The sequence below is a fragment of the Algoriphagus faecimaris genome (assembly GCF_900101705.1).
In the GTDB taxonomy this organism is placed as follows: domain Bacteria; phylum Bacteroidota; class Bacteroidia; order Cytophagales; family Cyclobacteriaceae; genus Algoriphagus; species Algoriphagus faecimaris.
In genome coordinates this window covers 98806-111302 of sequence record NZ_FNAC01000015.1, presented here as the reverse complement: position 1 = coordinate 111302, position 12497 = coordinate 98806, and the positions used below count along the sequence as shown (strand labels likewise).

The 12497-nt window shown below is 41.9% G+C and carries 10 protein-coding genes; 3 read left to right on the top strand and 7 right to left on the bottom strand.

Annotated features, from left to right (window positions below):
* Positions 1–36: 36 nt before the first annotated feature.
* Positions 37–285 (bottom strand): hypothetical protein, encoded by a 249-nt coding sequence (locus BLQ57_RS20905; protein ID WP_087939028.1) that lies wholly within the window; start codon positions 283–285, stop codon positions 37–39.
* Positions 286–669: 384 nt separating this feature from the next.
* A complete protein-coding gene (locus tag BLQ57_RS09975; protein ID WP_240507781.1) occupies positions 670–1755 on the bottom strand; it encodes a bifunctional 3-deoxy-7-phosphoheptulonate synthase/chorismate mutase type II in 1086 nt (361 codons plus the stop codon).
* A gap of 139 nt (positions 1756–1894) precedes the next feature.
* On the opposite strand from BLQ57_RS09975, the gene BLQ57_RS09970 reads away from it, so the two are divergent.
* Together BLQ57_RS09970 and lysS are read left to right on the top strand one after the other, a co-directional pair.
* Entirely contained in the window at positions 1895–3067 is a 1173-nt protein-coding gene (locus BLQ57_RS09970) for a proline dehydrogenase family protein (protein WP_087939029.1), read from the top strand.
* Positions 3068–3132: 65 nt separating this feature from the next.
* Positions 3133–4839: a lysine--tRNA ligase gene (lysS, locus tag BLQ57_RS09965; protein WP_087939030.1), complete on the top strand. Its 1707-nt coding sequence runs from the start codon at positions 3133–3135 to the stop codon at positions 4837–4839.
* Between the two features lie 77 nt (positions 4840–4916).
* Here lysS and BLQ57_RS09960 read toward each other — a convergent pair whose 3' ends face one another.
* A complete protein-coding gene (locus tag BLQ57_RS09960; RefSeq protein WP_087939031.1) occupies positions 4917–5654 on the bottom strand; it encodes a DUF4197 domain-containing protein in 738 nt (245 codons plus the stop codon).
* 212 nt (positions 5655–5866) lie between these two features.
* Between BLQ57_RS09960 and BLQ57_RS09955 the strand changes: the two genes are divergently transcribed.
* Positions 5867–7081: an arginine deiminase gene (locus BLQ57_RS09955; protein ID WP_087939032.1), complete on the top strand. Its 1215-nt coding sequence runs from the start codon at positions 5867–5869 to the stop codon at positions 7079–7081.
* A gap of 96 nt (positions 7082–7177) precedes the next feature.
* Here BLQ57_RS09955 and BLQ57_RS09950 read toward each other — a convergent pair whose 3' ends face one another.
* The 4 genes from BLQ57_RS09950 to BLQ57_RS09935 all read right to left on the bottom strand — a co-directional run bounded on the left by BLQ57_RS09950 (position 7178) and on the right by BLQ57_RS09935 (position 12497).
* Positions 7178–8245: a branched-chain amino acid aminotransferase gene (locus BLQ57_RS09950; RefSeq protein ID WP_087939033.1), complete on the bottom strand. Its 1068-nt coding sequence runs from the start codon at positions 8243–8245 to the stop codon at positions 7178–7180.
* A 66-nt stretch (positions 8246–8311) separates the two neighbouring features.
* A complete protein-coding gene (locus BLQ57_RS09945) occupies positions 8312–8863 on the bottom strand; it encodes a cob(I)yrinic acid a,c-diamide adenosyltransferase (RefSeq protein WP_087939034.1) in 552 nt (183 codons plus the stop codon).
* Positions 8864–8924: 61 nt separating this feature from the next.
* Positions 8925–9641: an ABC transporter ATP-binding protein gene (locus BLQ57_RS09940; RefSeq protein ID WP_087939035.1), complete on the bottom strand. Its 717-nt coding sequence runs from the start codon at positions 9639–9641 to the stop codon at positions 8925–8927.
* A gap of 72 nt (positions 9642–9713) precedes the next feature.
* Positions 9714–12497: a tetratricopeptide repeat protein gene (locus BLQ57_RS09935; protein WP_087939036.1), complete on the bottom strand. Its 2784-nt coding sequence runs from the start codon at positions 12495–12497 to the stop codon at positions 9714–9716.

Here is a 12497-nt window from a genome sequence, read left to right as displayed (position 1 = left end):
GTGTGTGACGGGTACGTCATGCTCGATTTCATGTGTTTATAATTTGATTTTTAATGGCCACCCCGAATAGTCGGGGCAGGCTATGGAATCTTCGCAAGCATTCCCCGATCCATCGGGGCATACCACTGTGTGTCGCTTTGGGTCATGCTCGATTTCATCTGTTTGCTTGTATTTAATGGGGCATAACTTGTCCCGAGTATCGGGATAGCCTGTCCCGAATTTCGGGAGAATCTCGCATGTTGTTTCAAATAGTTCTATTTTATAACTGTACATACTCGATTTCATACGGTTTGAGTTTTTTACATGAAAAAAGCCCGACTCTTTCGAATCGGGCTTTAGCTTTGTTTATTTTCTTTTAGTTTTTGGCTAGACAATACACAGCTCCGATTCGATTTTTGTTTCGAAAGTAAAAATAAAAGAAAGTAAAATAGATCGCTGCTGTGATTAACATGCCGTAAATGTAAGTGCTGATTTTTTAAATCCAAAATAAAATTTGGCAATTTTTTTACTGAATCAATAATTAAATAACCAATTCTTTTATAAAATTTCAAAAACAAGGATCTTGTTTCATTTGTAAAGAATAAAATTCCGAAATAGATAAATAATTTTATTGATTATTCTGTAAATTATTTTTGCTGCAATGAAATATGTGGTTAAAGTTGAAATACTTTATTCTTTATCCATGATTTCGGTTTGCTTTCTAATGGATTCCTGATGTAGTAGAGAAAAGAGCTCTCGGATGAGTTCCGGATTTAGATTGAGTTCTTTGCCCCATTCGGGTCTTGATTTGAAGATGGCTTGCCAGCGCTCCATCTGAAGGACGGCAACATTATTGAGTTTTTTGTACTGACCTATTTTTTCTACTAGCTCCATTCTCCGATGAAGAGATTCCAGTAAGTCGTGATCTGCTTGATCTATTTGCATACGGATCTCCTCAAGTTGGTGGAGTGTTTCATTGTCTTCAAACCTTACCTTTCGGGTCTTTAATTTCTGAAGAAGATGTCCCAAGGCCTGGGGAGTGAGTTGCTGCTCTGCGTCAGACCAGGCAGTGTCCGGAGATCTATGGGACTCAATCATCAATCCGTCAAAATTGAGATCGAGAGCTTTTTGAGCGATGATGGATACCAACTCCCGCTTTCCGCTAATATGAGAAGGATCATTGATCATCATGAGCTCGGGGAAATGAGTTTGTATTTCGATCGGAATCTGCCAAAGCGGTGAGTTCCGATGAACCTTGTCCCTGAAGTTGCTAAAACCTCGATGGATCAGAGCGATGTCTTTTATACCTGCCTTTTGGATGCGCTCCAAAGCACCAATCCAAAGACTGAGGTCTGCATTGACAGGGTTTTTAATCATCACAGGGATGTCAGTACCCTTCAGGCTTTCTGCAATTTCCTGCACTGTAAATGGATTGACCGTGGACCTAGCTCCGATCCAAAATATATCGACCCCATATTTCAGGGCCTCCTCCACATGACTGGAAGAGGCTACCTCTGTCGCAAATTTAAAATCCATCTGCTGCTTGGCTTCTTGAACCCATGGAAGGGCTATTGAACCTACCCCTTCGAAGCTTCCCGGTCGAGTGCGGGGTTTCCATATTCCTCCTCGAATAATCCCAATTCCTTGATCTACCAGTTGGGATACGGTATTCAGAAATTGATCGGGAGTCTCTACGCTACAAGGACCGGCGATAATTAAAGGCCCTGTCTGTTTTTTTTTATCAAAAATAACTTCCAATAGATCTCGGTTTTTCAAGTTTTAAACTAGGAGAAAGGCCCTTTGGTTCGTAGGATTCAAATAGCCTCAAATTCCAAGTTCGAAACTGCTCAATATTCCTAACAAAAAGGAAGCTAAAGCGGTTTTTTTAATATCTTTGCACCTTTATTCGCGCAATATGCCTGTAAAACCCAAAATTTCTTTCGAGAACCTTGAAGTAGCCTTCGCTTCTAAAAGTGACGCCGAACTCAGAAAAATGTATCTGATTTTTGCGACCTTAAATAATAATTTGATTTCCGGCCTCGGTATTGGGTTGGCAAATCTTGCTTTCAAATTGAAGTTTCCCATCAAGGGAATCATGAAAAAAACCATGTTTGGTCATTTTTGTGGTGGGGAAACTATCGCTGAAAGTATTGAGGCGGCTAGAAATCTATCAAACTATGGGGTGCAGTCTATTTTAGATCTTTCCATAGAAGGGGAGGGAGACGACGATAGTTTTAACAGGACTACCGATGAAATTTTTAAAACCATGCTAGAGTCTTCTAAAACAGACTTTATGCCTTTTGGAGTATTCAAAACCACAGGTCTTGGAGACTTTGAGCTGATGGAGAAGATACAGTTGGGCAAACCCTTGACCGATCAAGAAATGGAAGCCTTTGAGCGAGTAAAAATCCGGGTAGACAGACTCTGCAAAGGTGCGCACGATTTAGGTTTGAAAATTCTTGTCGATGCAGAAGATAGCTGGTATCAGAATACGATTGATGAGTTGGCTTACGCAATGATGGAGAAATATAATCGTGAGCGCTGTGTGGTGTACAATACCTATCAAATGTATCGTCATGATTCGCTGGAAAGACTGAAAAAAGCCCATCAGGTAGCCTTAGAAAAAGGTTATTTTTTTGGAGTTAAGCCTGTGAGAGGAGCATATATGGAAAAGGAGCGGGATCGTGCCAAAGAAAAAGGCTATCAAGATCCTATTCAGCCCAATAAGGCTGCTACTGATCGGGATTATGATGCCGCGATAGAGTACAGTGTCAAAAATGCAATCGCTTTGGTCTGTGCCACTCATAATGAGAAAAGTTGCCTTCAACTTACAGATTGGATGGAGGAAAGTGGTATTGACCCTAAGTCTGATCAGGTATATTTCTCACAGCTCTATGGCATGAGTGACAATATCTCTTTTAATTTGGCAAAAGCCGGGTATAATGTAGTCAAATATGTACCCTATGGTCCTGTAGAAAAGGTTATGCCATACCTGACTCGACGAGCTGCAGAAAATACCTCCATAGCTGGGCAAAGTAGTAGAGAATTTGAATTGGTGCAAAGGGAGATGAAGCGAAGAAGAGGTTGAGATCTCCGGGAAGTAGATTGGCGAAAAAATATATAGAAATAAATCATAAAATTTAAAAACATAAAATGCAACTTCTGAGCGAACAGGAAATCGAACGTAGAAAAGATCGAGAAGAACTCATCCGGTTGGGGGTAAACCCCTATCCTGCGGAAGCATTTCCAATCAATGTCACAGCTGAAGATATTCACCGCAATTACGAAAATCGTAAAAACGACTACAAGAATATTTCTATTGCTGGACGACTGATGAGCCGCCGGATCATGGGCTCGGCCTCTTTTGGAGAGATTCAAGATTCGACTGGAAGATTGCAGATCTATGTCAGAAGGGACGATATCTGCACAGAAGAGGACAAGACACTATACAATACAGTATTCAAAAAGCTCCTCGGAATAGGTGACTTCATAGGGGTCAAAGGTTATATTTTTACCACTCAGACCGGGGAAATATCACTTCATGTCACTGAGCTGAAAGTGCTCTCCAAGTCCGTAAAACCACTTCCTGTGGTAAAAAGAGACGAGGAAGGAAATGTCTATGACGGGTTCACAGACCCTGAGATGCGCTACCGGCAGCGCTACGTTGATTTGACAGTTAATCCAGAAGTGAAGGAAACTTTCATCACTCGGTCCAGAATTATCTCAACGATGCGTCGCTATTTTGACGATCATGGATGGCTTGAGGTAGAAACACCTATTCTCCAGGCGGTTCATGGTGGAGCAGCGGCACGACCTTTCCAGACCCATCATAATACCCTTGACATGCCGCTCTTCTTGCGGATTGCCAATGAATTGTATTTAAAGCGCTTAATCGTAGGTGGTTTTGAAGGGGTGTATGAGTTTGGCAAGATGTTCAGAAATGAAGGCATGGATCGCACGCACAATCCTGAGTTCACCTCCATGGAAATATATGTAGCCTACAAAGATTACATCTGGATGATGGAGATGGTGGAAGATGTCTTGGAAAAAGTCACCTTGGCTATTCATGAGGATACCAAAGTGAAAGTAGGAGAGCAAGAAATTGATTTTGCAGGTCCCTATCGCCGATTAACCATGTATGATTCGATCAAAGAATATGCAGGGATTGATGTCAGTAAAATGGATGAAGCAGAGCTTCGCAAAGTATGTCAAGATATGGGCATAGAAGTGGATGCTAGCATGGGTAAGGGGAAATTGATCGATGAGATTTTTGGAGAAAAAGTGGAAGTCAATTTGATTCAGCCAACTTACATTACGGACTATCCAATAGAGATGACGCCTTTGGCGAAAAAGCATCGAACTGAACCCGGTCTAGTGGAGCGGTTTGAGCTTTTTGTTAATGGAAAAGAAATCGCCAATGCTTATACCGAGCTAAATGACCCTATCGATCAGCGTGAGCGATTTGAAGAACAGCTAAAATTAGCTGCAAGAGGAGACGATGAGGCCATGGCGATGGATGAAGATTTTCTTCGTTCTCTTGAGTATGGAATGCCTCCTACCTCTGGATTGGGAATTGGTATAGATCGATTGACTATGCTTTTGACAAATAAAACCACCATCCAAGAGGTCTTATTCTTTCCTCAAATGCGTCCTGAGCAGAAACCGATCGAACTTAATGAGGAAGAAAAAGCAGTCTTTGAATTGGTGAAAAATGCAGGTTCAGCTGAGTTAAATACGATTAAAGCGGAAGCGGGACTGAGCAATAAGAAATGGGACGTGGCGGTAAAGTCGCTCACCAAAAGAGGGCTTGTGACAGTGAAGAAAGAAGGGGAAACCTTGATGATGTATCTTTCTGAGTAATCAAAAAAAGACTTTTTAGTAAGCTTAAAAAATCAAAACCTGCCAAATTCACATGAATTGGCAGGTTTTTTTGGTTTTTACTTTTTCTGGCGCTCTGCGTAGCCAAATACTTTCTGCAGAAGTGGGGAGGTTCTAGCTCCGATATTTTCTCTGATTTTGAGCTCCTCCTTCGCTATTTCTAGGAACAATCCATCGATTGCTTTCTGAGTGACGTAAGCATTCAGATCGGGGTCAATTTTCTTGACAAAAGGCACCTGATTGTAGTTTTTCATCACATCTTCCCAATGTTTAGTAGCATTAACTTTGGTAAGGCTCTCATCTATGACAGGCGCAAATTTTGCGGTTAGTGAGTCTGTGGTGGTTCGGGCAAAATACTGTGTAGCCGCATTTTCCTCACCTAATAATATATCCTGTACATCCCGAAGGGTCATTTGCTTGATTGCCGCGGTGAAAATGGGCTTTGCTTCTTGAGCAGCATCTTCAGCTGCTCGATTGACACTGATGATTACTTGGTCACAGAGACTGCCGAGTCCGATTTTTCGAAGGGTGTTTTCTATATTTTTGGCCTCTTCGGGAAAAAGAATTTTCACATCTAAATTTCCTAAAAACCCATCCGTAGCCGAAAGCCGATCTGCACTGATTCCTGTCCCCTTTTCAAGGGCTTCTTTGATTCCTGCCGTGATTTCTGAGTTGCTCGGATTACCACCGACTTGATCCAAAATTTTGGTGAGCTGTGCAGTGGACTCGCAGGAAGTAGAAAAGAAAAAGAAAGCGGTTCCAAATAGAAGGAGGGAAAATCGTTTGGTTAAATTCATATGGTTTGTGTTGACTTATTTACGTACGAGATTGGGAAGGTAAAAGATTTTGAGATGAGCAGGAATTGATGCTAAAAGTTTTGATGATGATGATTAGATGAGATTTTCATTTTTCAATCAAAAGTAATTTTACATTAAATTTTTTCTAAAGGAATAGACTGTAAATTCAAAAATCATTAATTTCCTGTGAATTATAAAATCCTGAAATTATTGTGAATCTTCGAATCAATTCAGAGTACGGTACCCTCAAAGCAGTTTTGATGCATCGACCTGGTCGAGAAATCGATCGATTGACCCCCTACAACAAAGATTTTTTACTTTTTGAAGACGTGCCCTACCTGGAAGCTTTGCAGCAAGAGCATGATGTTTTTTCGAATCTGATTAAATCATCGACTGGTGCTACGGTATATCAGCTTCGGGAATTACTGATCCGGGTTCTTTATGACAGGGAGATTCTGTTGAAGCTGGTGAAGGATTCCTTGAAGCGCTCTGGTTTGGTTCACTTGGCAGAGGAGATTTTGGAGCGTTATTCTACTGCCGAATGTGCCGCTATTTTAACTTCTGGACTAAAGGTACACGAATTGAGAAGGAAATACCCCAATCTTGATGCGGGAGAATTGCTAGAATATGCCTTTCTGATAACACCTTGTCCTAATTTGTATTTTCAGCGAGATCCCATGGCTTTGACTCCATCGGGGATTATCTTTTCTTCTATGAAAATGGAAGGAAGGCAAAGAGAGGCAGACTTACTGCGAACTATTTTTGAGAATCATCCCGATTTTAAAGAGCTTATCCATCCCATCTATCCCAGCAATGGTCAGCAAAACCCTCCGAGTATTGAGGGTGGTGATGTCATTGTACTCTCACATGAGGCAGTAGCTATTGGAAATTCTGAGCGAACTGACGAAAAAGCAATCTATCAAGTAGCTAAGGCACTATTGGCAGAAGGTACGGTAAAGCGAGTATACGAAGTACATCTTCCAGAAAAGCGAAATTACATGCACTTGGATACGGTATTCACTATTTTAGATGAGAACTTGGTCTTGACTTATCCCGATGCCATGAATGCAGTATTGAAAACCTCCTGCTACACACTCAAGGAGATTCAAGACGACAAAGTGCATATACGGCGTGAAGTGCTAAAAGAATCACTATTGACGGTCTTGGAGAGGGAAATTTCTCACCTCGAAGTTTTGGCCACCGCCGATGGAAACCCGGATTATTCCATGCGTGAGCAGTGGTTTGACGGGGCCAATGTGTTTGCCATAGGTCCGCGAAGAGTGATTTCTTATAATCGAAATATTCACACCAACCGAGCACTTAGAAATATGGGGGTAGAGGTCTTGGAAATTCCCTCTTCCGAGCTAAGCCGCGGACTTGGCGGGCCGAGATGCATGACCATGCCGCTGAGTAGGGCGAGAGTTTAGAAAGTGTTGTTAATTGAAATTTAATTTTAATGTCTCTGATATTTTAACTTTGCAAAGTAAGAGAAAAAGCCAGCTGAGAAGCTGGCTTTTTTTATTTTAAAGTTTGATGATCCACTGATGAGGATCGGGAGTAGTTCCATATTTGATTCCGTCCAGCTCCGCTAAGACACGATGAGAAAAAGCGTCTGCAGGTTTTTCTGGAAGTTCGTAATCCTTACCCTCAATGTGAATCAATCGGATATGGGCTATAGTAGCAGCCGTTCCTGTCCCAAAAGCTTCTTCCAATTCACCCTTTTCAAGGGCTTCCTTAAGTTCACTAACCGTTAAAAAGCGCTCTTCCACAGGTTGATTCCAGTCTTTTGCCAATTGGATGACAGATTCTCTTGTGATACCTTTTAGGATAGTGCCTGTATGAGTAGGGGCAGTGATGATTGTTCCGTTGATTTTAAACATGACATTCATGGTGCCGCTTTCTTCAATTTGACTGTGGCTTTTTCCATCAGTCCAGAGTAGCTGATCATATCCTGCTTTCTGGGCTTGCAGGGCAGGATAGAGGGATGCTGCGTAGTTTCCAGCGGTTTTGGCAGCCCCAGTTCCTCCTTCGGTAGCACGTGTGAACTTGGTTTCCACTTTTACACTGACGGGCTTGGAATAATAGTTTCCAACCGGGCAGGTGAAGATTATAAATTTATAAGTGTCGGATGGCTTTACGCCAATGTAGTCGTCAGTAGCAAACATGAATGGACGGATATACAAGGATGCACCTTTGGCCGTGGGAACCCATTCTCTGTCCAAGTCGATCAGTTGGGTCAACCCTTCCATGAAAATCTCCTCAGGAATAGAAGGCATGCACATTCTTTCTGCAGATTCATTCATTCTTCTCCAATTGGCATCAGGTCTGAAAATTATGACTTCGCCTTCCTCATTTTTATACCCTTTGAGCCCTTCGAAGATGGATTGACCATAATGTAAGGCAGCGTTTGAAGGATTGAGCTGAAGGGGAGAATAAGGCTCTATTCTCAAATCTGTCCAATCACCGTCTTTGTAGTCAGCCACAAACATGTGGTCAGAAATAGTTTTACCGAAGACTAAATTGGAAAAATCCGTTTCTGAGAGTTTTGAAGTGGCGATTTTCTTTACTGGAAAAGCTAGCGAAGTTTTCATAATCGATAAGTTTTGGCCTTGGCCTATGGTCAAAAGGGAAATTTTTCTCCCTGTAAATAGCTGATATTAATTGATCCGGGGTTTCCAGGTTACTTCTTCCACCTGAAGTTCTGCCGCCATTTTACGGCCTAAAACGAAGAAGTAATCAGAAAGTCGGTTCAGGTATTGAATGACGAGATCGGACACTTGCTCGTAGGAAGCGAGCTCGACCACAATACGTTCTGCCCTACGGCAGACAGTACGTGCTAGATGGCAGAAAGAAACAGAAGTATGACCTCCCGGTAAGATAAATGCTGTCAAAGGAGGTAGGGTAGCTTCCATTTCGTCCATGGCACTTTCCAGCTCTTGCACATCAGTATAGTGTAAATCTGGTTTTTTGACCTTGTCCTTGCCGGGTACTGTGGCGAGATCTGCCCCTAGGGTAAATAATCTGTCTTGTATAGCTTTCAAAAACTCACTTCTCGACTCATTTACTTCTTGATCTCTAAGTAGCCCCACGTAGGAGTTAAGTTCATCGACTGTTCCGTAAGCATCTATTCTCAAGTCAGATTTTGGTACTCTTACTCCTCCGAGGAGTGAAGTGATACCCTGATCACCGGTTTTTGTATATATTTTCATTCCTTAGCCCTTCAATTCTGCCACAAAAATAAGAATCTATTTGAGAATATCTGCTTTTGGCTTAGGCATGCACAGCTACGCCGCGGGTAGGATTAGAATTGATAGTGTCGCTTTCTACCAGTCCGTCTCTCAGTCTTACTATTCTATGGGCATAATGTGCGATATCATCCTCATGGGTTACCATGATGATGGTGTTACCTTTAGAATGCAGTTCATGAAAAAGCTCCATGATATCGTAAGAGGTTTTGGAGTCCAAGTTTCCTGTCGGTTCATCTGCTAAAATGATACTAGGATCATTGACCAAAGCTCTTGCAATCGCCACACGCTGACGCTGACCGCCAGAGAGCTCATTGGGACGGTGTTTTGTGCGATCCCCTAAGCCTACATTGCTCAGGGCTTTGAAAGCCATTTCTTCTCGCTCTTCTCTGCCATACCCAGCGTATACCAGCGGCAGGGCTACATTTTCAAGGCAACTTGCTCTTGGAAGGAGGTTAAAAGTTTGAAAAACAAAGCCAATTTCTTTGTTTCTAATCTCTGCCAATTCATTTTCGGTCATGTCACTTACATCTTTATTGTTCAAGATGTAGCGACCTGCAGTAGGGGTATCAAGACAGCCAATGATATTCATCAAGGTGGATTTTCCCGATCCAGAAGGTCCCATGAAGGCCACGTATTCCCCACGATTCACTTCGATGGATACTGATTTGAGTGCTTGAATGATTTCAGCTCCCATTTTATAGGTTTTATTGATTTCGTGGGTTTCGATGATTTTGCTCATGTGGCTTTTTTAGTCTTTGGTTTAGAATCCTTTAAAAATAGAATCAATTTGAAGAAAATACGAGAATAAAGGCTAGAAGTTTGATAATTGGAGCATTTCTAGGTCTTGAGGACTTATCCAGTCTTCCATTTTCTGTAATGCGTCCGCAGCATAGTTACTCAAGCCAAGTTCGCGAGCGAGCTGTACTTTTTTGATCCAAAGAATAGGATCTCTATTAAATTCCGTCGCTGAATTTAGCAATTCATAGGCGATCAAGGGATCAGGCTCAATACTGACTGCTGACCAAATCAAAGGGCTCAAATAAGGATTTCCGGTCAATTCGTCACCCAACTCCAAGCTTTCCAAAAGCGCTTTTGCTGCCTCAGCATTTTTTAGATCAGGATTGGAAATGAAGGTCTGAAGGGCGAGAGATTCTCCTCTGTTTTGCTGAATGCTTTTTCCCAATGACTCAAGTTGCTGCTGAGTCAGACCATGCGCTTTGTATGCCAAAAGGCGAACGGCAAGGTCTCCTTTCAATTCTCCTTCTGCCAATTTAGCCCACTGTTGAAAAGCCTCAGCAGGCAAGAGTTCATGAATTTTTTGGAGAGTTTGAAGGTAAGTCTTCATGCTTAAGCTAGGCTTTAGCATGAAAGCAGGTACTTCTATTTGGTATTTTTCACGCAATTCTAATGCTTTTTCTGCATAGCCTCCTAGGGTCAGAATGATCCAATGATGCTGCCCAAAAGCTTGAAAGCCCTTTTCCTCAGCAGCGATTAACTCCCGTGAGGCTTTAGAAAAATCAGCCTGTTGCGCTAAAATACTTCCTGAAAGATGAAGGAAATAGCCCGCATCGCCAGGATTTCTAAAAGCGAGCCCATTAAGGTTTTTAACCGCGTCGGTCACTCTACCTGCTGCCAAACTTCGAATTACCGCGGTCTCCTGAAGAGCCATGATATAGTCTGCCATTTCGGATTGGTTCCAAAGTGAATCTAACATTGCTAGCTCCTCGTCAGGCTGATTAAAGTCTTTGATGGAGAAAATATTTCGCCAAGCCGATTGAATGAGCATAGGGTTTCTTTCGTCTTGGAGTTTTTTTCGAAGTTTTTCAATCAACGCCTCTTCGGGATAATTCCCGAGTGCATTTTGTCGGGCCAGCTCATTGATGAGTTGAGGTGTGGGGCTTAAATTTCCAGTTTCATTTTCCAGATTGCCTGATTTTATGGACAAAGCTGCAAAATTACTCTTGGAGACTTCTTCATTAGTATCTTCCAATAGTGCCATGGCATCGGAAGTACGGTTGGTTTTGGTGTAGAATAATGCCAAATTATTCTTCAATTGTTCATTGGAAGGGAAATAACGAAGGCCAGTTTCCAGGTAGAAAATGGATTCAAAAATCTTGTTTTCCCGATGAAGGCGATCCGCTAAAAGGATGATATTATCAACCTGTGGGGCTTCGGAAAAGCTTTCTTCCAGATGTTGCTTTGCGAGTGTAGGCTGATTAAGTTCAAACAGCAACTGAGCTAAGGTGTTTTTTGCTTTTGGATTATTTCGGTAGCGAGACCAAGCGTTTTCGTAAATAATACTAGCTTCTAACTTTTGCTCAGATCGATAATAATAATCTCCCAAAATTTGACTACTCAGCGCATTGGCCTGCACTCCGATAATCCCTTCCGTGAAAGCTGTAGCCACGAGCATGGCTATCATTCCGCCTATTCTCAAATGATAATAGGGTAGAGAGAAGGGCTTGAAGATGATTTTATCAATGGCCTTCCCGCTATCCATGATCGATAGAAAGTTGGAAAAAAGATAGATTAAAAAGAAAAGTGAAAAACCAATCTGAGAGTAAATTAATAGATGCTTGATCAGTTCTTTTCCAGGTTGATTTCCACTGCTGTCTAACCGCCAAACGAGCCACAGGACCAAGCCAAAACCTAATAGATAAAGGGCCTTTAGCGTAAAGGTAGAAGCGATCAGCTGAAGTTCGGATTTGGTTTTGATATCGAGGGCAAACCAACCTAAAACACCAAGAGGAAAAATCAAAAGGAGAGGGTTAAAGGTAGGAATCAATTCAAATGGCGTCTCTCTGAAACTCAGAAGAGTATTGCCTAAAAACAAAAGGTAAATCAGCCCGATCACCAAAATCTGAATCGAAACCTTGAGTTGTAGTTGCCTGTTGGCTCGAGCTACTAAAATATAAATTCCTGAAATGATACCGTGTCCATTCCACAGCAACCAAGAAACAGCAAGTAGCGAAATAGGAATCAGTAAATGCTCTTGGAGATAGAAAGCAGGGACGGAAATAGTGCTAAAATCAATCAAAAGATAGCCTCCCAATCCGACCAAAATAAGGTTGATGAGTAAACGCAGCGCAAATTTTTCGCTGCCTCCTCTAATGTGAAAAAAAACAGGTCCAAGAAGGGTGGCTACTATGGCGATGATAAGTGCAAAATTGCTGCTTGGCCCTCCTATATTGAGTCCATTGAGATTGGATAGGGTCAGGCCTACAATCCAAATCACCCCAAAAAGAAGAAAAAAGAGCTTTTTAAAATCAGACACCAAGCTCAGCATGATGCTGATCATCAGCCAAGATAAAAGGCTAAAGTTAAAGGCCTCTTCGTGATTAAAGGGACTGGGAAGAGATTTGAACTCTTGAAATATCAGAAAATTATCTACCAAGATGGGAAATGAAATAGGTCCCATTTGTACCCAATCAAATGGAATAGCCACATTGTCCAAGAAACTAACCGGAGTGATCGCCTGATAAGAATGTGTAGCTATCAAAAGATGATAGTACGCAAAAAGCCCTCCTGTGATAATCAAAAGGAGGGCAGGTGTCCAGAATAAATAGTTTCTTGAGTTTTCTAGCCTATTTTTCAT

What these genes read in the sequence shown, in the direction of transcription:
- BLQ57_RS20905 (WP_087939028.1), bottom strand. Translation starts at nt 285, where the DNA reads ATGAAATCGAGTATGTACAGTTATAAAATAGAACTATTTGAAACAACA.
- BLQ57_RS09970 (WP_087939029.1), top strand. Translation starts at nt 1,895, where the DNA reads ATGCCTGTAAAACCCAAAATTTCTTTCGAGAACCTTGAAGTAGCCTTC.
- BLQ57_RS09935 (WP_087939036.1), bottom strand. Translation starts at nt 12,497, where the DNA reads ATGAAAAATAGGCTAGAAAACTCAAGAAACTATTTATTCTGGACACCT.
- BLQ57_RS09940 (WP_087939035.1), bottom strand. Translation starts at nt 9,641, where the DNA reads ATGAGCAAAATCATCGAAACCCACGAAATCAATAAAACCTATAAAATG.
- lysS (WP_087939030.1), top strand. Translation starts at nt 3,133, where the DNA reads ATGCAACTTCTGAGCGAACAGGAAATCGAACGTAGAAAAGATCGAGAA.
- BLQ57_RS09960 (WP_087939031.1), bottom strand. Translation starts at nt 5,654, where the DNA reads ATGAATTTAACCAAACGATTTTCCCTCCTTCTATTTGGAACCGCTTTC.
- BLQ57_RS09950 (WP_087939033.1), bottom strand. Translation starts at nt 8,245, where the DNA reads ATGAAAACTTCGCTAGCTTTTCCAGTAAAGAAAATCGCCACTTCAAAA.
- BLQ57_RS09945 (WP_087939034.1), bottom strand. Translation starts at nt 8,863, where the DNA reads ATGAAAATATATACAAAAACCGGTGATCAGGGTATCACTTCACTCCTC.